This is a genomic window from Streptomyces sp. NPDC003635, assembly GCF_053587635.1.
This window is the reverse complement of the sequence record NZ_JBSFOK010000030.1, coordinates 74384-94933: the sequence shown is the minus strand read 5'-3', so window position 1 is coordinate 94933 and position 20550 is coordinate 74384. Positions and strand designations below refer to the sequence as shown.

General features: G+C 70.4%; 13 protein-coding genes. 8 read left to right on the top strand and 5 right to left on the bottom strand.

Going from position 1 to position 20550, the window contains the following annotated elements; all coding sequences use genetic code 11:
• Positions 1-63: 63 nt before the first annotated feature.
• The 7 genes from ACWDRW_RS25880 to ACWDRW_RS25850 all read left to right on the top strand — a co-directional run bounded on the left by ACWDRW_RS25880 (position 64) and on the right by ACWDRW_RS25850 (position 15143).
• A complete protein-coding gene (locus ACWDRW_RS25880; protein ID WP_451726434.1) occupies positions 64-1023 on the top strand; it encodes a carbohydrate ABC transporter permease in 960 nt (319 codons plus the stop codon).
• 14 nt (positions 1024-1037) lie between these two features.
• On the top strand, positions 1038-1913 hold the full coding sequence (locus tag ACWDRW_RS25875) for a carbohydrate ABC transporter permease (protein WP_451726433.1): 876 nt from the start codon (positions 1038-1040) through the stop codon (positions 1911-1913).
• Positions 1914-2074: 161 nt separating this feature from the next.
• On the top strand, positions 2075-3682 hold the full coding sequence (locus ACWDRW_RS25870; RefSeq protein ID WP_451726432.1) for a glycoside hydrolase family 13 protein: 1608 nt from the start codon (positions 2075-2077) through the stop codon (positions 3680-3682).
• 106 nt (positions 3683-3788) lie between these two features.
• Positions 3789-5804, top strand: coding sequence for a glycosyl hydrolase family 28-related protein (locus tag ACWDRW_RS25865; protein WP_451726431.1), 2016 nt, complete (start codon positions 3789-3791; stop codon positions 5802-5804).
• Between the two features lie 174 nt (positions 5805-5978).
• Positions 5979-6989: a LacI family DNA-binding transcriptional regulator gene (locus ACWDRW_RS25860; RefSeq protein WP_451726430.1), complete on the top strand. Its 1011-nt coding sequence runs from the start codon at positions 5979-5981 to the stop codon at positions 6987-6989.
• A 354-nt stretch (positions 6990-7343) separates the two neighbouring features.
• Entirely contained in the window at positions 7344-10712 is a 3369-nt protein-coding gene (locus ACWDRW_RS25855) for a CARDB domain-containing protein (RefSeq protein WP_451726429.1), read from the top strand.
• A 138-nt stretch (positions 10713-10850) separates the two neighbouring features.
• The gene (locus ACWDRW_RS25850; protein ID WP_451726428.1) at positions 10851-15143 is read left to right on the top strand and encodes a discoidin domain-containing protein; all 4293 of its coding nucleotides are present in this window, start codon (positions 10851-10853) and stop codon (positions 15141-15143) included.
• A gap of 78 nt (positions 15144-15221) precedes the next feature.
• Here ACWDRW_RS25850 and ACWDRW_RS25845 read toward each other — a convergent pair whose 3' ends face one another.
• From ACWDRW_RS25845 to ACWDRW_RS25830, 4 genes are all read right to left on the bottom strand, one after another.
• Positions 15222-16112, bottom strand: a complete 891-nt coding sequence (locus tag ACWDRW_RS25845; protein WP_451726427.1) for an alpha/beta hydrolase fold domain-containing protein — start codon at positions 16110-16112, stop codon at positions 15222-15224.
• A 77-nt stretch (positions 16113-16189) separates the two neighbouring features.
• Complete coding sequence (locus tag ACWDRW_RS25840) at positions 16190-16483, bottom strand: DUF1427 family protein (protein ID WP_451726426.1); 294 nt, start codon at positions 16481-16483, stop codon at positions 16190-16192.
• Complete coding sequence (locus ACWDRW_RS25835; RefSeq protein ID WP_451726425.1) at positions 16480-16626, bottom strand: DUF1427 family protein; 147 nt, start codon at positions 16624-16626, stop codon at positions 16480-16482. The genes ACWDRW_RS25840 and ACWDRW_RS25835 overlap by 4 nt, the downstream gene beginning before the upstream one ends.
• A 5-nt stretch (positions 16627-16631) precedes the next feature.
• The gene (locus tag ACWDRW_RS25830; protein WP_451726424.1) at positions 16632-17192 is read right to left on the bottom strand and encodes a quercetin 2,3-dioxygenase; all 561 of its coding nucleotides are present in this window, start codon (positions 17190-17192) and stop codon (positions 16632-16634) included.
• Between the two features lie 148 nt (positions 17193-17340).
• Between ACWDRW_RS25830 and ACWDRW_RS25825 the strand changes: the two genes are divergently transcribed.
• A complete protein-coding gene (locus ACWDRW_RS25825) occupies positions 17341-17784 on the top strand; it encodes a MarR family winged helix-turn-helix transcriptional regulator (protein ID WP_451726423.1) in 444 nt (147 codons plus the stop codon).
• A 42-nt stretch (positions 17785-17826) separates the two neighbouring features.
• Here ACWDRW_RS25825 and ACWDRW_RS25820 read toward each other — a convergent pair whose 3' ends face one another.
• Positions 17827-20517 (bottom strand): family 78 glycoside hydrolase catalytic domain, encoded by a 2691-nt coding sequence (locus ACWDRW_RS25820; protein WP_451726422.1) that lies wholly within the window; start codon positions 20515-20517, stop codon positions 17827-17829.
• Between the last annotated feature and the right edge of the window lie 33 nt (positions 20518-20550).

The window sequence follows — 20550 nt, the reverse complement described above, 5'->3', positions numbered from 1 at the left end:
GCCGCCCCGCCCCGCGGCCCGGCCCCGGCAACAGACACGGCAGATCAGTACCGAGGAGCATCGATGTCGGCCCCCAGCCTGACCCAGAGCACGGCGGGACCTCCCCGCCCCACCCAGCCGCGCGAGACCTCCCGCGCGGCCTCCGGCGGATCCTTCGCCAAGAACCTGCGGCGGAACCTGACGGCTCACGGCTTCCTCATCGGCGCGGTCCTCTGCTTCGCCTTCTTCTCCTGGTATCCCATGGTCAGGGAGTTCCTCCTGGCCTTCCAGAAAACGGAAGGAGGCGAGGTCACGTGGGTCGGCCTGGACAACCTGCAGACGGTCTTCAACGACCCCGCCTTCTGGCAGGCATGGCGCAACACGCTGCTGTTCACCGTCCTGGCACTCGTCCTCGGGTTCGCGGTGCCGTTCGTCGTCGCGATCGTCATCAACGAGTTCCACCACGGCAAGGGCTACCTCCGGCTGCTCGTCTACCTGCCGGTGATGCTGCCGCCGGTCGCCTCCGTGCTGCTGTTCAAGTACCTTTACGACCCCGGCTACGGGCTCCTAAACGAAATGCTCGGCTTTGTCGGCCTGCCGGAACAGCAGTGGCTGCAGGACGCGGACCTGTCCATGCTCTCCGTCGTCATCGCCTCCACCTGGATGAACATGGGCGGCGCGGCGCTCATCTACCTCGCCGCGCTCCAGGGCATCCCCGGCGAGCTGTACGAGGCCGCCGAACTCGACGGGGCCGGCCTGTTCCGCAAGATCTGGTACGTCACCATCCCGCAGACCCGGCTGATCCTGTCGCTGATGCTGCTCATGCAGATCATCGCGACGATGCAGGTCTTCGTCGAACCCTTCCTGCTGACCGGCGGTGCCGGACCGGAGGGCTCCACCACGACGGTCGTCTACCTGATCTACCAGTACGCCTTCAACTTCAACAACTACGGTGCCGCGGCGGCCCTCGGCCTGCTCCTGCTCGTACTCCTCGCCGGATTCTCGGCGGCGTACGTCAAGCTCAGCCGCGCCGAGAACGAGTAGGCCAGGAGAGAGACATGTCCACGCGTACGCTCATCTCGCCGGCCCAACTCGCCCGGCCCCGCGGCAAAGCCCTGTACTGGACCGTGTTCACGGTGGTCGTCGGCGGCTTCACGCTGGTCTTCCTCGGGCCGCTGTACTGGCTGATCTCCAGCGGCTTCAAGGACGCTCAGGAAGTGATCCAGACCCCGCCGACGCTGGTGCCCGATTCCTTCGAGCCCGAGAACTACCAGCAGGCCTGGGACGTCATGGACCTCGCCGGACTGCTGGGCAACACCCTCTACTACGCGTTCGGCGCACTCGCCTTCCAACTCGTCCTGGACGTGGCGGCCGCCTACTCGCTGTCCAAGCTCCGCCCGATCTTCGGCAAGGCGATCCTGGGCATGATGCTGGCGACGCTGATGATCCCGGCGACGGTGCTCGTCGTACCGCAGTACCTGACCGTGCTGGACGTCCCGATCGTCGAGCGGAACCTGCTGAACACCCCGTGGGCGATCTGGCTGCCCTCGGTGACCAACGCCTTCAACATCTTCCTGCTGAAGCGGTTCTTCGACTCGATCCCCAAGGAACTGCTGGACGCCGCCGCGATGGACGGAGCCAGCCCGATGCGCACCCTGTGGTCGATCGTGCTGCCCATCTCCCGGCCCATCCTCGGCGTGGTGTCGATCTTCGCGGTGGTCGGGGTCTGGAAAGACTTCCTGTGGCCCATGCTCACCCTGCCCGACCCGGCCAAGCAGACCTTGAACGTCGGGATCTACTCCCTGTCCAACGGCGTACCGGTGAACGTGCTGATCGCCGCGCTGACGATCGCCTCCCTGCCCACCCTGCTGATCTTCCTGCTGTTCCAGCGGAACATCATGAGCGGCCTTACCGCGGGCGGCCTCAAGGGCTGACCGCCCCGCCGATCGCCCCTGCCCGATCGCCCCGCCCGACCGCCCCGCCCGAGGCTCCCGCGCTCGACCTCTCCACCCCTTCAGCCTTCGCCGCCGGCCCGTCCGACGCCCCGCCATCCGGGCCGGCGGCGAAGATCCACCCTGCCCGAAAGGACCGCCCCGTGGCAGCCCCCACCCCGCACCGCACCGACGACTGGTGGCGCGACGCCGTCATCTACCAGGTGTACCCGCGCAGTTTCGCCGACGGCGACGGCGACGGCACCGGGGACCTCGCGGGCGTGCGCGCCCGACTGCCCTACCTCGCCCAACTCGGCGTCGACGCCGTCTGGTTCACCCCCTGGTACCTCTCGCCCCTGGTCGACGGCGGCTACGACGTGGCCGACTACCGCACCATCGACCCCGCCTTCGGCACCCTGGCTGAGGCCGAGAAGCTGATCTCCGAGGCACGCGAACTCGGCATCCGGACGATCGTCGACATCGTCCCCAACCACGTCTCCGACCAGCACCCCTGGTTCCAGGCAGCGCTCGCCGCCGGCCCCGGCAGCCCGGAACGGGAGCTCTTCCACTTCCGTCCCGGACGCGGGACGAACGGTGAACTGCCGCCCAACGACTGGCCGTCGCAATTCGCCGGCTCCACATGGACCCGCGTCCCCGACGGCGAGTGGTACCTGCACCTGTTCACCCCCGAGCAGCCCGACCTCAACTGGGCCCACCCGGCCGTCCGTCAGGAGCACGAGGACGTCCTGCGCTTCTGGTTCGAACGCGGCGTGGCGGGCGTACGCATCGACTCCGCCGCCCTGCTCACCAAGGACCCCGCCCTGCCCGACTACGTCGAGGGCGTGGACCCGTCCCCGTTCATCGACCAGGACGACATCCACGACATCTACCGGTCCTGGCGCGCCGTCGCCGACGAGTACGGCGGCGTCTTCGTCGGGGAGGTGTGGCTGCCCGACGCCGAACGCTTCGCCCGCTACCTGCGCCCCGACGAACTGCACACGGCGTTCAACTTCAACTTCCTGGCCTGCCCCTGGGACGCACAGCGGCTGCGCCGCTCCATCGACGACACCCTCGCCGAGCACGCCCCCGTCGGAGCTCCGGCCACCTGGGTTCTGTGCAACCACGACGTGACCCGCACCGTGACCCGCTACGGCCGCGCGGCCACCGCCTTCGACTTCGCCGACAAACGCTTCGGCACCCCCACCGACCTGGACCTCGGCACCCGGCGCGCCCGCGCGGCGGCCCTGCTCACCCTCGCCCTGCCCGGCTCCGTCTACCTCTACCAGGGCGAGGAACTGGGCCTGCCCGAGGCGGACATCCCGCTGGACCGCATCGAGGACCCGATGCACTTCCGCTCCGGCGGCACGGATCCCGGCCGCGACGGCTGCCGCGTCCCCCTGCCCTGGCAGGCCGAGGCACCGTTCTTCGGGTTCGGGACGCAGGACGCCGAGCCCTGGCTGCCCCAGCCCGCCGACTGGGCCCGCTACGCGGTCGACCGGCAGAGCGGCGACCCCGACTCGATGCTGACCCTCTACCGCCAGGCACTGCACCTGCGCCGCACCGAGCCCGGCTTCGGCGACGGGCCGATGACCTGGCTGAGCGCCCCCGAGGAGGTCCTCGCCTTCGGCCGAACGGAGGGCCTCGTCTGCGTCGTCAACCTCTCCGAGGCGCCCGCCGTCCTCCCGCCGCACGAACGGCTCCTCCTGGCCAGCGGCCCGCTGCACGCCGACCACACGCTGCCGAAGGACACCGCGGTGTGGCTGCGCGCCTGACCCGCCGACCGCCCTGTCCGCGCCGCGCGGGCAGGGCACCGCACCCGGCACCGCCCGCCCTCCCTGCGCCACGTCCTCCTTCCCTCCCCGACAGAAGCGAGCCCCGATGTCCCCACGTCGCGCCCGCACCACCGCGAGAACCGGCGCCCTCGCCGGCGCCCTTCTCCTTCTGGGCACCGCGTTCGACGCCACGGCCGCAGCCGAGCCGCCCTCCGCGCGGACCCGGCCCGCCGTCACCCGCGCCGCACTCGATCCCGGGCTCGTATCCGGACGCGGCGCCGAGGTGCCCTTCGACGAACAGGAAGCGGAGAACGCCACGACGAACGGCCGCATCATCGGCCCGGACCGCACCGCATACACCCTGGCCTCCGAGGCATCGGGGCGCACGGCGGTCCGGCTCACGCCCGGTCAGCACGTCGAGTTCGTGCTCCCGCGCGCCGCGAACGCCCTCACGGTGCGCTACAGCATCCCCGACGCCCCGCAGGGCGGCGGCATCACGGCGCCCCTCGACGTCAGCGTCGACGGCCGGCATCGCAAGACGATGACCCTCACCTCGCAGTACTCCTGGCTGTACAACCAGTACCCGTTCACCAACGACCCGCAGGCCGACCTCCTGCACCCGGACTGGTGGCTCACCGAGTGCGCCTGCGTCCCGGCCGACACCTCACCGGCACCTCAGATCACCAAGCCCTTCCGCCCGACCCACTTCTACGACGAGCAACGCCTTCTGCTCGGCCGTACCTACGGCGCGGGCGAGCGCGTACGGCTGACGGTTCCGGCGGGCAGCCGGGCGGCCTGGACGGTGATCGATCTGCTCGACTCCGAACTGGTCGCGCCCCCGCGTGCCGTTCGCGGCGGCGTCGACGTCCGCGCCTTCGGGGCCGATCCCACCGGCCGCCGTGATGCCGCGCCCGCCATCGAGCGCGCCATCGCCGTCGCCCGCCGCACCGATCGCCCGGTCTACCTGGCACCCGGCACCTATCAGGTCAACCGGCACATCGTCGTCGACGACGTGACGATCACCGGGGCGGGAAGCTGGCACACGATCCTCAAGGGCCGCCAGGTCACCCTGGAGCAGCCCGCGCCCGACGGCTCACGCCATACCGGAGTCGGCCTGTACGGCAAGAGCGCGGCGAGCGGCGGCAGCCGCGATGTGCACCTGTCCGGCTTCGCCATCGAGGGTGATGTCCGCGAACGGATCGACGACGACCAGGTCAACGCCATCGGTGGCGCGATGAGCGACTCCACCGTCCGCGGCCTGTATCTGCACCGCACCAAGGTGGGGCTGTGGTTCGACGGCCCGATGTCGAACGTCGAGGTCACCGACAACGTCATCACCGACCAGATCGCCGACGGGCTGAACTTCCATACCGGCGTCACCGCTTCCCGCGTCCACAACAACTTCGTCCGCAACACCGGCGACGACGCACTGGCCATGTGGTCGCAGGCGACCGCCGACGCGGACAACGTCATCTCCCGCAACACCGTCCAGTCCCCGACCCTCGCCAACGGCATCGCCGTATACGGCGGCCGGGACAACACCGTCAGCGGCAACCTGGTGGCCGACCCCGTCCGCGAGGGCAGCGCCCTGCACGCGGGCGCCCGCTTCGGCGCCGAGCCGTTCTCCGGCACCCTCCGCTTCACCGACAACACCACGGTGCGGGCCGGCACCTTCGAGCTGAACTGGAGAATCGGGCTCGGCGCCCTGTGGCTGTACGCCCTGGACGGGAGCATCGACGCCGACGTACGGGTCACCGGCGACCACTATCTCGATTCCACCTACAACGCGATCATGCTGGTCAGCGAGTACGGGGTGAAGGACCGGTACGGCATCCCGGCGGTCCACTTCAAGGACATCCGGGTCGACGGCACCGGCACGTCGGTGGTCAGTGCCCGGGTGCAGGGTTCCGCGACGTTCGAGAACGTGGACGCCCGCAATGTCGGTGCGGTCGGGGTGAACAACTGCGGGTCGTTCAACTTCCCGCCGACCGGGTCGGAGTTCAGCCTCAGCGACCGTGGCGGCAACGACGGCGGCTGGCTCACCGAGCGGCTGCTGCCCAACACGATCACCTGTGACGACCGGCCACCGGTGGTGGCGCCGCCGGCTCCGTCGCCCTGGTGACAGGGACGCTGGAGGGCTCTCGCCCCGCGTACTGGCTTGCGCCCGTTTACGCGGGGCGGACAACGAGGAACGGCGTCCTGGGGCCAGGTGAGGTCCATCTGGGGGCCTTCGGGCACCGAGAAAGGAGGAGAGGCGGCCGCAACAACTTGCGGGTTTTGCGTTACGCTTGCATACATGACGCGACGACTGGCCCAGGTGGCGAAGAAGGTGGGGGTCAGCGAGGCCACGGTCAGCCGTGTTCTCAATGGCAAGCCCGGTGTCTCCGAAGCGACACGGCAGTCCGTGCTCACGGCGCTGGACGTGCTCGGATACGAGCGCCCGACGCAGCTGCGCGGTGAGCGCGCCCGGCTCGTCGGCCTGGTGCTGCCGGAACTGCAGAACCCGATCTTCCCGGCGTTCGCGGAGATCATCGGGGGCGCGCTCGCGCAGCAGGGGCTCACCCCGGTGCTCTGCACGCAGACCAAGGGCGGGGTGGCCGAGGCCGATTACGTCGACCTGCTGCTCCAGCAGCAGGTCTCCGGTGTGGTCTTCGCCGGTGGTCTGTTCGCGCAGGCCGACGCGCCGCACGAGCACTATCACCTGCTGGCGGAGCGGAAGGTGCCGGTCGTCCTGGTCAACGCGTCGATCGAGGGTCTGGACTTCCCGTGTGTCGCCTGCGACGACGCGGTCGCCGTCGAGCAGGCCTGGCGCCACCTGGCCTCGCTCGGCCATGAGCGGATCGGCCTGGTCGTCGGCCCGGCCGACCACGTCCCCTCGCGCCGCAAGCTGGACGCCGCCCGGGTGGCCGCGAAGGCCATGGGCATGGCGCTGCCCGAGGAGTTCGTGCAGCGGTCGATCTTCTCGCTGGAAGGCGGACAGGCCGCGACCGCGCGGCTGCTGGAGCAGGGCGTCACCGGCATCGTGTGCGGAAGCGACCCGCTCGCACTCGGCGCCATCAGGGCTGCCCGCCGACGCGGGCTCGCCGTCCCGGCGGACGTGTCGGTCGTGGGCTTCGACGACTCGGCGTTCATGACGTGCACCGAGCCGCCGCTGTCGACCGTGCGCCAGCCCATCGAGGCGATGGGCCGCGCGGCGGTGGACCTGCTGTGCGCGCAGATCCAGGGCTCCCACTCCCACCCGGGGGAGCTTCTGTTCGAGCCCGAACTCGTCGTCCGCGGGTCGACCGCGCCGCCTCCGGCGCGGTGATCGTGCCCGCCTGACGGACCCCGGCTCCAGCCAACGGCACCGGTGTCACAGCCGCTCAACGCGGCTTCGACACCGGTGCCGTTGGCGTTTCCGGGCTTGCTGACTGTCATGACCCGGACGGAACCGTTGACAAACTCGTCACACAGTAGAAACCTCTCACTCCAGCGATGCAAACAAGTCACAAAGTTGCTCAAGAATTTGGCTTTGCGTCGCAGTTCCTTGTCGGAGTCATGCTGGGCTCCCGGCGCATGACCTTGTCAGCTCGCTCACCGGGCCCATCACGGATGTCCACGTCCAGGCGGACCGGCAGGCAGAGCTGGGGACGTGCCGCGCCCACATCGCGGAAGGGCCACCATGAGAGGCACACGCACGGGCAGGCGATGGGGGGTCGGTCTGCTGGCAGCGGGCCTGCTCTCCGTCGGACTGCTGCCCGTCCCCGCACACGCGGCGGACGAAGATCCCAACCTCGCGCTCGGCAGAGCGGCGACGGCCGGCGGAGCGCACGGCGGCTACCCGGCCACGAACGTCACCGACGGCAGCCAGCAGTCGTACTGGGAGGGCCCGGTGGGCTCCTTCCCCCAGTGGGTGCAGGTGGACCTGGGCGCCCAGGTCCACCTGGACCGCGTCGCACTGAAACTTCCCACCGGCTGGGAGCAGCGCTCCCAGTCCCTGTCCGTCCTCGGCAGCGCCAACGGCGACTCCTTCACCACGCTCGCCGCAGCCCAGGCCCGCACCTTCGCCCCGTCGCAGGCGAACACCGTCACCATCGACCTGCCCTCCGCCACCGCCCGCTACGTCCGGGTGCAGGTGGCCTCCAACTCGGGCTGGAACGCGGCCCAGTTGTCCGAGCTGGAGATCTACGGCGAAGGCGGCGCCGTCGACCCGCCCCCGCAGGGCACCAACCTGGCGCGGAACAAGCCGATCGAGGCGACCTCCTCGACGCAGAACTACGTGGCGACCAACGCCAACGACGACAGCCTCACCACCTACTGGGAGTCGGCGGGCTTCCCCGCGAACCTGACCGTGAAGCTCGGCGCCGACGCGGACATCGAGGCCGTGGCCGTCAAGCTGAACCCGGATCAGATATGGGCGGCGCGCAAGCAGTCCCTGGAGGTCCTCGGACGCGCGCAGGGGGCCTCCGCCTTCACCACACTCAAAGCCCGCGCCGAGTACACCTTCAGCCCGTCCTCGGGCCAGAACTCCGTCGTGATCCCGGTGACGGGTCGCGTCGCGGACGTGCGACTGGCCTTCCACTCCAACACCGGCGCTCCCGGCGCGCAGGTGGCGGAGTTCCAGGTGATCGGCGCGGCGGCACCGCACCCCGACTTCGTCGTCACCGACCTGACCTGGTCCCCGGCCTCCCCGTCCGAGAAGGACGAGGTGACGGTCGACGCCACCGTCCGCAACGCCGGGACCGCGAACGCCCCCGCGACGACGGTGAACGTCAGCGTCGAGGGTGCCGTCGCGGGCTCCGCTCCGGTTGCCGCCCTCCCAGCCGGATCGTCCGCCACCGTCTCCGTCCCCGTCGGCAAACGCCCGACTGGTTCCTACACCGTCTCCGCGGCCGTCGACCCGACCGACACCGTCGCCGAGCTGGACAACACCAACAACAGCCGGACGGCCGACAGGAAGCTGACCGTCTCCCAGGCGCCGGGCCCGGACCTGAGGGTCACCGGCATCACCAGCAACCCCGCCTCGCCCGCGGTCGGTTCGAACGTCTCCTTCACCGTGGCCGTCAACAACCGCGGCACCACGTCCGTCCCGGCCGGCACCGTCACCCGGCTCACCGTCGGCGACACCACCCTCCAGGGCACGGCCGGCACCATCGCCGCCGGCGACACGGTCACCGTCACCCTCGACGGCACCTGGAAGGCCACCAGCGGCGGCGCCACCCTGACCGCCACGGCCGACGCCACCCAGACGGTCACCGAGACCGACGAGAACAACAACGTCTTCGCCCGCTCCCTCGTCGTAGGACGCGGCGCCGCCGTCCCCTACACCGCGTACGAGGCCGAGGACGGCACCTACGACGGAACCCTCCTCAGTGCCGACAAGCAGCGCACCTTCGGGCACACCAACTTCGCCACCGAGTCCTCCGGCCGCAAGTCGGTACGGCTTGACTCCACCGGCGACCACGTGGAGTTCACCTCCACCAGCGCCGCCAACTCCATCGTCGTGCGCAACTCGATCCCGGACGCGGCCGGCGGCGGCGGACGCGAGGCCACGCTCAGCCTGTACGCCGACGGCGAGTTCGTCCGCAAGCTGACGCTCTCGTCCAAGCACAGCTGGCTGTACGGCAGCACCGACGACCCCGAGGGCCTGACCAACAACCCGGGTGGTGACGCACGCAGGCTCTTCGACGAGTCCCACGCGCTGCTGACCGAGACCTACCCGGCGGGCACGAAGTTCCGTCTGCAGCGGGACGCGGGCGACTCCGCCGCCTTCTACATCGTCGACCTGATCGACCTGGAGCAGGTCGCCGCCCCGGCCCCCAAGCCCGCCTCGTGCACCTCCATCACCGAGTACGGGGCCGTGCCCAACGACGGCATCGACGACGCCGACGCCATCCAGCGTGCCGTCACCGCCGACCAGAAGGGCGAGATCGACTGCGTCTGGATCCCGGCAGGCCAGTGGCGGCAGGAGAAGAAGATCCTGACCGACGACCCGCAGAACCGGGGCCAGTACAACCAGGTCGGCATCCGGGACGTCACCGTCCGCGGCGCCGGCATGTGGCACTCGCAGCTGTACTCGCTGACCCCGCCGCACCAGGCCGGCGGCATCAACCACCCGCACGAGGGCAACTTCGGCTTCGACATCGACGACAACACCAAGATCTCCGACATCGCCATCTTCGGCTCCGGCACCATCCGCGGGGGCGACGGGGGAGCGGAGGGCGGTGTCGCGCTCAACGGCCGCTTCGGCAAGGACACCAAGATCACGAACGTGTGGATCGAGCACGCCAACGTGGGTGCCTGGGTCGGCCGTGACTACTCCAACATCCCCGAGCTGTGGGGGCCCGGAGACCGGGTCGAGTTCAGCGGCGTCCGCATCCGCAACACCTACGCCGACGGCGTCAACTTCGCTAACGGCACCCGCAACTCCACCGTCTACAACTCCTCGTTCCGCAACACCGGCGACGACGCCCTGGCCGTATGGGCCAGCAAGTACGTCAAGGACACCTCGGTCGACATCGGCCACGACAACCACTTCCGTAACAACACCATCCAGCTGCCCTGGCGCGCCAACGGCATCGCCGTGTACGGCGGTTACGGCAACACCATCGAGAACAACCTGGTCTCCGACACCATGAACTACCCGGGGATCATGCTCGCCACCGACCACGATCCACTGCCCTTCTCCGGACAGACCCTCATCGCCAACAACGGCCTGTACCGCACGGGCGGGGCGTTCTGGAACGAGGACCAGGAGTTCGGCGCGATCACGCTCTTCGCGCAGGGACCCAACATCCCCGGGGTCACCATCCGCGACACCGACATCCACGACTCGACCTATGACGGCATCCAGTTCAAGACGGGTGGCGGCGCGATGCCGGACGTGAAGGTCAGCAACGTCCGCATCGACAAGTCGGTCAACGGCTGCGGCGTCCTGGCCATGAGCGGCGCCCGCGGCAGCGCCACCCTCACCGACGTCACCATCACCAACTCGGCCGAGGACGACGTCTGCGTCGAGCCCGGCTCGCAGTTCGTCATCAACCGCACCTGACCCACCCGACCGGAACCGGTGCGGCGGCCCGCTCTCCCGGGCCGCCGCACCACCGCAGCGACCGGCAAGCGACGGATCCGCACCCTTCCCCGAGTCGCCTCGCGCGCCGCGCGGCACGCGACGGAAGAGAGAGAACCGATGAAGACCCCCACCAGAAGATCCCGGTGCCTGAGCGCCGTGATCGTGACCAGCCTGCTGGCGCTGGGCGGACCTGTGATGTCCGCCCAGGCCGCCGGCGGACCGAACATCGCGCTCGGCGACACCGCGTCGGCGAGCAGCTCCCACGCCGAGTACGGCGCCGCCAACATCACCGACGGCAACCAGGGGACGTACTGGCAGAGTTCCGGATCGAACCTGCCCCAGTGGGTGCAGGCCGACCTCGGTACCGCCACCCGTGTGGACGAGGTCGTCCTCAAGCTGCCCGCGGGCTGGGAGAGCCGCAACCAGACCCTCTCCGTCCAGGGCAGCGCCGACGGCACCAGTTTCAGCACCCTCAAGAGCTCCGCCACCTACACCTTCAGCCCCGGGTCGGCCAACACCGTCACCGTGTCCTTCCCGGCCACCCAGACGCGGTTCGTCCGCGTCGACATCACCGCCAACACCGGCTGGCAGGCGGCCCAGCTCTCCGAACTCGAGGTGCACGCGGCCGACGGCGGCTCCGCCAACCTCGCCGCCGGACGCACCCTGACCGCCAGCAGCCACACCGAGGTGTACGCGGTGGGCAACGCCAACGACGGAAACCGGGCCAGCTACTGGGAGAGCGCCAACAACGCGTTCCCGCAGTGGCTCCAGGCCGACCTCGGCAGCTCCCGGGCCGTCAACCGCGTCGTGCTGAAAATCCCGGCCGGGTGGGGGAGCCGCAGCCAGACCCTGAAGATCCAGGGCAGCACCAACGGCACCACCTTCACCGACCTGACGTCCTCGCAGGCCCATGCCTTCAACGCCGCCAACGACAACACCGCCACCCTCACCCTCGACGCGGCCACGACCCGCTACGTCCGCGTCCTGGTCACCGCCAACACCGTCCAGCCCGCCGCCCAGATATCCGAGCTGGAGATCTACGGCCCGGCGACCGGCGACACCGAAGCCCCCACCGCGCCCTCGGAACTGGCCTACACCCAGCCCACCACCGGCCAGATCCGCCTGACCTGGAAGGCCGCCAGCGACAACACGGGCGTCACCGCGTACGACATCTACGCCAACGGCGACCTGCTGACCAGCGTCGCCGGAAACGTCACCGTCTTCACCGACAACCGCCCGGCCAACCAGACCGTGTCCTACCGCGTACGAGCCAGGGACGCGGCCGGCAACCAGTCCGGCGACTCCAACACCGTCACCCGGGTCGGCGACGCCGGTGACAGCCAGGCCCCGACCGCCCCGTCGAACCTCGCGTTCACCGAGGCCGAGCCGGGCAGGGTCAAGCTGACCTGGACCGCCTCGACCGACAACGTCGGTGTGAGCGGCTACGACATCTACGCCAACAACGTCCTGCGCGAGAGCGTGGCCGGCAACGTCACCACGTACACCGACACCCAGCCGACGACCAGCACCGTCACCTATGTCGTGCGGGCCAAGGACGCGGCCGGCAACAAGTCCGGTGACAGCAACAGCGTGACCCGCACCGGCAGCGGCGGCACCGGCTCCAACCTCGCCGTGGGCAAGCCGATCGAGGCGTCCTCCACGGTGCACACCTTCGTCGCCGCCAACGCCAACGACAACAGCACCTCCACCTACTGGGAGGGCGCCGGCGGCAGCTACCCCCAGACCCTCACCGTCAAGCTGGGCGCCAACGCCGACCTGGAACGGCTCGTGCTCAAGCTGAACCCGGACACCGCCTGGTCCGCCCGATCCCAGACGATCGAGGTCCTCGGCCGGGAACAGAAGGCCACCGCCTTCACCACCCTGGTGGCCGCGAAGAACTACGACTTCAGCCCCGGCAGCGCCAACACCGTCACCATTCCCGTCACGGACCGGGTGGCCGACGTACGGCTGAAGTTCACCGCCAACACCGGCGCACCCGCAGGCCAGCTCGCCGAGTTCCAGGTCGTCGGCGTGCCCGCCCCCAACCCGGACCTCGTCGTCACGGGACTGACCACGTCACCGGCCGCACCCGTGGAGTCGGACTCCATCACGGTGGCCGCCACCGTCCGCAACGACGGCCCGGCGACCGCTCCCGCCAGCAAGGTCGCGGTGCGCCTGGGCGGCACCAAGGTCGCCACCGCCGAGGTCGGCACCCTCGCACCCGGTGCCCAGAGCACGGTCCAGGCCTCCATCGGCGCCCGGGACGCGGGCTCCTACGAGCTCAGCGCGGTCGCGGACGAGCCGAACGACGTCATCGAGCAGAACGAGACCAACAACACCTACACCAGGCCCACCGCACTGGTGGTCAAGCCGGTCGCCAGCTCGGACCTGGTTGCCGGCACCGTGACCACCAACCCCTCCAGCCCCAGCGCCGGCGACACCGTCACCTTCAAGGTGCCGGTGAAGAACCAGGGGACCGAGGCCAGCGCCTCCGGCAGCCACGCCGTCACCCTCACCCTCACCGACGACAGCGGGGCCACGGTCAAGACCCTGACGGGCGCCCACACCGGCACCATCGCCGCCGGTGCCACCGCCGAGGTGAGCCTCGGCCCCTGGACCGCGGCCAACGGCTCCTACACGGTGAAGACCGTCATCGCCGACGACGCCAACGAAGTCCCCGTCAAGCGGGAGAACAACACCTCCACCCAGTCGCTCTTCGTCGGCCGCGGCGCCAACATGCCCTACACCACCTACGAGGCGGAGGACGCCACCGTCGGCGGCGGCGCGAAGGTGGTCGGCCCCAACCGGACCATCGGCGACATCGCCGGTGAGGCCTCCGGCCGCAAGGCCGTGACCCTCGACGCGACCGGAGAGTACGTCGAGTTCACCACCCGCGCCGAGACGAACACCCTCGTCACCCGCTTCTCCATCCCGGACGCTGCGGGCGGCGGCGGCATCAACTCCACCATCAACGTCTACGTCGACGGCGTCTTCAAGAAGGCCCTCCCGCTGACGTCGAAGTACGCCTGGCTGTACGGTGCGGAGGCCTCTCCCGGCAACGACCCCGGCTCGGGCGCGCCCCGGCACATCTACGACGAGGCGCACCTGTTGCTGGGCGAGACCGTCCCGGCCGGCAGCAAGATCCGCCTGCAGAAGGACGCCACCAACGGCGCCGCCCACTACGCCTTCGACTTCATCGACCTGGAGAAGGTCGCCCCGGTCGCCAACCCGGATCCCGCGGCCTACGCGGTCCCGGCGGGCTTCACCCACCAGGACGTGCAGAACGCGCTCGACCGGGTCCGGATGGACACCACCGGCCGGCTCGTCGGCGTCTACCTGCCGCCCGGCGACTACCAGACGTCGAGCAAGTTCCAGGTGTACGGCAAGGCCGTCAAGGTCGTCGGCGCCGGGCCCTGGTACACCACGTTCCACGCCCCCTCCACGCAGGACAACACCGACGTGGGCTTCCGTGCCGAGGCGAGCGCCAAGGGCTCCCTGTTCAAGGGCTTCGCCTACTTCGGCAACTACACCTCGCGCATCGACGGGCCGGGCAAGGTGTTCGACTTCTCCAACGTGTCCGACATCGTCATCGACGACATCTGGAACGAACACATGGTGTGCCTGTACTGGGGCGCCAACACCGACCGGATGACGATCCGCAACTCCCGGATCCGGAACATGTTCGCCGACGGCGTCAACATGACCAACGGCTCCACGGACAACCTGGTCGCCAACAACGACGCCCGGGCCACCGGAGACGACAGCTTCGCGCTGTTCTCGGCGATCGACGCGGGCGGCGCGGACATGAAGAACAACGTCTACGAGAACCTGACCACCACGCTGACCTGGCGGGCCGCGGGCATCGCCGTGTACGGCGGCTACCACAACACCTTCCGCAACATCCACATCGCCGACACGCTCGTCTACTCCGGGATCACCATCTCGTCGCTGGACTTCGGCTACCCGATGAACGGCTTCGGCACCGACCCCACGACCTTCGAGAACATCTCGATCGTCCGGGCGGGCGGCCACTTCTGGGGCAACCAGACCTTCCCCGGCATCTGGCTGTTCTCGGCATCGAAGGTCTTCCAGGGAATCCGCATCAACAACGTGGACATCGTCTCGCCCACGTACAGCGGCATCATGTTCCAGACGAAGTACAACGGCAGCCAGCCGGAGAACCCCGTCAAGGACACGATCCTCTCCGACATCTCCATCACCGGTGCCAAGCGCAGCGGTGACGCCTGGGACGCCAAGTCCGGCATGGGCATCTGGGCCAACGAGATGCCCGAACCGGGTCAGGGCCCGGCCGTCGGCGAGGCGACCATCAACTGCCTGCGGATGAGCGACAACGACGAGAACATCCGCAACACCACCACCACCTTCAAGCTCAACATCAACCCCTGCTGACACACCACCACCGGGACCAGCGCCTGCCTTCACGGCAGACGCTGGTCCCTCGCACGTCCAGGCCCGCCGGAGACGCGATCAACTCAGGCACGCGCGGGCGAAGTCCACGGAGGTGGTGAAGCAGTGCTCGACATCTTCGTCCGGCAGGCCCGCCCAGACGTGGTCGGCGCCGGGGACGGGACGGAAGTCGACGTGCGCGCCCGCCTCGCGCAGGGCCGCGGCGAGCTGCTCGCCCTGGGCGAGGGGGATGAGGACGTCGTCGGTGCCGTGGAGGATGAGGAACGGCGGCGCGTCGGCGGTGACATGGCTGACCGGGCTGGCCGCACGGGCTCGCTCGGGGGCCGTGGCGATGGCCGCGCCGATCAGCAGGGCCTCGCGGGTGGTGGGGTCGGCGGGATCGTAGGCGCCGGGGCGGGACTGGTCGGGCAGTGTGGTCAGGTCGGTGGGCCCGTACCAGGCGACGCAGCCGCTCACCGGAGTGGTCAGGGCCAGCAGGGCGGCCAGGTGGGCTCCGGCGGACTCGCCCCAGGTCACAGTCCTGGCGGGGTCCAGGCCGAGTTCGTCGGCGCGGGCGTTCAGCCAGGCCAGGGCGGCCGTGACGTCCTCCAGCTGAGCGGGGTGGACGGCTTCGCCGGTGAGCCGGTAGTCGAGGCTGGCGACGGCGAACCCGGCCCGGGCCAGGCGGGCGAACGGGCTGGGACTCCAGTGCCGGAAGCGCGGTCCCATCTCGGTACGGGTGCCCGTGCGCCAGCCGCCGCCGTGAAGGTAGACGATGACCGGCAACGGGCCGTGCCGCTCGTCGGGCAGCCACAGGTCGAGTTCCAGCGGGCGGATGCCGCCGGCCGGGGCGGAGTAGACGGCGCCGCGCAGCAGGCGTACTCCCGGGGCGGGGTGCGCGGCGGGCGGCAGCGGCAGTTGGGCGGGGGCGGGGGAGGCGAGCAGGGCGGCGAGCTCGGGCGGCAGCGGCATGGAGGTTCTTTCCGAACGAGACGGGCGGAGGTGAGGGCCCACCGCAAGGTGAGGTGCGGTCGGTGCCGGGGTGCGGGTCAATGGGGTGCTGGCGGCAGGCAGGTGCAGCGGGGTGCGTGCTCCGGGGCGGCCGCGTGCGGGGGTTGGGGAGCGGTCGGCCGGGCGCGTCGGCGGGCCATCCGTGCGCCGAGTGCGGTGGCCGCTCGTTCCCCGAGGCCGATGCCCAGCAAGCCGGTCAGCCCGAGCAGGGCCGGAGCGGGGGCGGTGATGCCGAAGGCCCGGTAGAGGGTGCCCATCGCCAGCCCTGCGGCGAGGGAGATCACGAGGCGGCGGCCGTACGCGGCCGACCGCGCCCGGTGTGCGGCCGTCACAGCATCTCCAGAAGGTTCTGCCCGAGCAGCAGGCCGAGCAGGCCGGCCAGCGCGACGGGCGGGGGAGCCGGGGCTTTGACCCGCAGCGCCGCGTACAGGACGCCGGCCAGGGTTCCGGCCACCAGCGCTTGCACGTACGCCACCCTGGTCAGCCTTCGGTGCGCCACTGGTGATCGGGCAGGAAGCGTACGTCGTACTGCTGCGGGACGGTGCCGAACTTGTGCGGCTCGGGCACGTACGGCCGGGCCGGCAGGCCGAGTTCCTCGGTGGGGGTGCCGAGGTTCTCGAAGAACCGCTCGAAGGTCCCGCCCGGGCCCGCGGCGACACCGACGATCCGGCTGTGGTGGCGCTCGATGCGGTAGGCGTGCGGGCAGTTCTTGGGTACGAATCCGAAGTCGCCCGCGGTGAGCAGCTTTTCGTACTGCTCGCCCTGGAGGTCCTCGACGAAGAGGCGGACGGCGCCGTCGGTGACGTAGAAGACCTCGTGGGTGTCGGCGTGGGAGTGGGCGGGGATGAGGTCGCCCTGGGGGCCTTCGACGGTGAAGAAGTTGAAGGCGTTCTCGGTCTGCTCGCCGCCGGCGTAGACGGTGACCAGGTCGGTGAACAGGTGGGCGCGGTCGCCCATGCCCTTCTCGATGAAGTACGGCTTGCCCGGCTCGGCGGGGATGCGTGAGCGGGACCGGTAGCGGGTGGCGAACTCCATGGTCATGGGAAACCTCCGGCACGACGATAAACGTGAATGTCAGGCTACCTGACGTTCAGGGTTGGTGGGGCTTTCCGAGATGGAGCAGGGCCGCCGGGATCGGGGTCGTGGGCTGGCTGTCGCTATGCTCGGCATCCCGTCCCACCGAGGAGCCATGACCACGCCCGCGCCGAACCTGCCCCAGCTGCTCACCGAGGCCAAGCGGTGGTTCGACGACGCGTTGTTCGCCAGCATGGAGGCTGCGGGAGAGCAGCCGGTGACGGTCGCGCAGGCAGCCGTCTTCGCCACCCTGGACGAGCAGGGCACCACGATCTCCGAACTCGCCCGCCGGATCGGCGTCACCCGGCAGACCGTCCACCAGGCCGTCCACGGCCTCATCGGCATGGGGCTGCTGGAACAGTTCCCCGATCCCGCTTCCGCCCGCAGTCGCCTGATCCGCCCCACCGCTGAAGGCGCACGCGTCCACCGACGCGCCCAGGCGGCGCTCGCCGTGATCGAGCAAGTCCTGGCCGAACGCCTCGGCAGGGCCGCCGTCACAGCGCTGCGGGAGGCCCTGACCGAGCCGTGGGGGGAGCCCCCGTTGGTGGAGGCTCCCTGACGGGCGGGGCCTGCGCCGAACCGCACCGCCTCCCGCGGCCGCTCACCGGTTCTGCGCCGGCCAGGGAACGCTGTAGGTGTGAGTCCCCGCACCCACACGTGTGGAGTCCGCTCCGGGCAGGTGAATGTCGGCCTCCGTGCCCGGTGGGATCTCGACCGTCAGGGAGAAGACGGTGCCGTGAATGTGCCACTCGCTGCTGATCAGCCCATGGGGTGAGTCATGGCGCGCCGACGCGGAGGTCAGGCCGCCGGGATGCGGAGCGATGACGAAGCGCCGGTATCCGGCCTCCGCCGGGCCCGGTGCCGCGGGGAGGCGGATCCCGGCGATGTACTGGTGGAGGAAGGAGACGACCGCGCCCTTGCTGTAGTGGTTGTACGACATCTTGGGACGACCCCGGTCGTCAACACCCTGCCAGTCCTCCCAGATGGTCGTCGCGCCCCGGTCGATCATGCCGAGCCAGGAGGGCGGGGTGGACTGCCGGAGCAGGGCGTCGGCGAGGTCGTGGTGACCGTGGTCGGCCAGCACGGGGAGCAGAAGGCCGGTGCTCAGGAAGCCGGTGCTCAGGTGCGTCCCGGCCGCGCGTACGAGGGAGGCGAGCCGGTCCGCGGCGCGGGCGCGCATGTCGTCCGGGACGAGTCCGAAGGCGAGGGCGCGGACGAGCGTGGCCTGGGTGTCGGGGACGCTGACGGCCGCGTCGGCGTGCTGCCCGGCGAGGAGGTACTCGGTCTGCCATGCCGTACGGGCGCCGTCGGCGATGCGGCGGTAGCGCAACGCGTCCTCGCGCCGCTCGAGGAGAGCCGCGGTCCGGGCGAGCAGGTCGGCCGAACGGTGCAGGTAGGCGGTGGCGACGTCACCGCGGTCCCGGCCGGGGGCGAGGTCGGGGGCGACGCCGGGTTCGAGCCACTCGCCGAAGTGGAAGCCGGTGTCCCACAAGAACTCCTCGTGCGGTGCGGCGGTGGGGCGGGCGGCGGCGCGGTCCGGGTGGCGGCGGGTGCGGGCCTGGCGTGCGGCGAAGTCGACCCAGGCGCACATGGACGGGAACTGATCGCGCAGCAGGTCCAGGTCACCGTAGGCGCGCCACATTTCCCAGGGGACGATCACGGCGGCGTCACCCCAGCCCGCTGAGCCGATCATGCCGCCCTCCGCCGACGCCCGGCGGGTGGCCTCGTCGGCGGGATCAGGCACGAAGTTGGGCACCCGGCCGTCGGCCCACTGGTCGGCGGCCAGGTCGCGCAGCCACTTGGCGGTGAAGCCGGAGACGTCGTAGAGGAAGGCGGCGGTCGGGGCGAAGACCTGCCAGTCGCCGGTCCACGCCGCTCGCTCCCGCTGGGGGCAGTCGGTGGGTACGTCGCACACGTTGCCGCGCAGGCTCCACAGGGCCGCCTCGTGAAGGCGGTTGAGCCGGTCGTCGCTGCTGGTGAACCATCCGGTGCGGGGGAGATCCGTATGGACGACGATGCCGGTGACGTCGTCGGTGGTCAGCGGACCGGGATGGCCCTCAACCCGCACGTAGCGGAAACCGTGGGTGGTGTGGCGCGGCTCGAACGCCTCGGCGGGGCGGCCCGCGGAGGTGACCGTGTCGATCTGGCCCGCAGGCAGGGGCTCGTGCGTGGCCCAGTCGAAGGCCCGGATGTTGTCGGTGGTGACGTCGCCGCGAACGTCGAGGGCCTCGCCGTGGACCAGGGTGAGCCGGGTGCCGGCCGGGCCTGTATTGCTCAGTCGGAGCCAACCGTTGATGTTCTGTCCGAGGTCCACCAGATGGCGCCCGGACTCCAGCAAGGTCACCGAGACCGGGCGGATCTCCGCGACGCGGCGCACGGGCGGGGCCAGCGGGCCGGTCAGCCGGGTGAAGTCGTCGTAGAGGCCGCCGGAGGCGACACGAGCCCTCTCCCAGAGCGCGTCGTCGAAGCGTGCCGTCGACCAGCGTGGGTCATGGGCACCCAGCTCGGTGTGCTGGCCGTCCATCAGGTCCGCCGCCCGGATGGCACCGGGAGTGCTGCGCCAGCCGGGACCGGTGGCCAGCACGCTGAGGGTGCCGTCCTCGTGGGTGACGGCGAGCTGGGCGAGGAGGGCGGTCCGCACGCCGAAGCCGTCCGCCTCGCGCGCGAAACCGTGGCGCCCGCGGAACCAGCCGTCGGAGAGTACGGCAGCTATGGCGTTGTCGCCTCGGACCAGCAGGTCGGTGACGTCGTAGGTCTGCACCTGCAGGCGGGAGCGGTAGGCGGTGAAGCCGGGAGTGAGTTCGGCGTCCCCGACGCGGTGGCCGTTGAGGAATGCTTCGTAGACGCCGTGGGCGGTGACGTACAGGCGTGCCGTGCGGACGGCCTTGTCCAAGGTGAAGCCGTGGCGCAGCAAGTGGGCGGGGCGCTGACCGGCCGGGGCGCGGTCCGCCTCGGCCGGTTCGATCCAGCGGGCCTGCCAATCGCGCGGCTCCAGCAGGCCGGTCTCCCACCAGGAGGGCTCCGACCAGTCGCTCTCGCCGAGGTCGGTCCACACCTTGACCCGCCATGCGACGCGGGTGGCCGACGCCGGTGGGGGACCGGCGTAGCGGATGTAGGTGTTGGCCGTGGAGTCCAGCCGGCCGGTGTCCCAGTCACCGGCCTGGATCCGGTACGCGAGCTGGGTGCGGGACGCGTGCGGCGGTTTCCAGGACAGGCGGGGTCGGGCGACGTCGATGCCCAGGGGCCGGTCGAGGTGTTCGACACGGAGGTGGTGGGGGCGGGCGCTGGGCAACGGGTTTCCTCTCGGGGCTGGGACCGTCGGTGG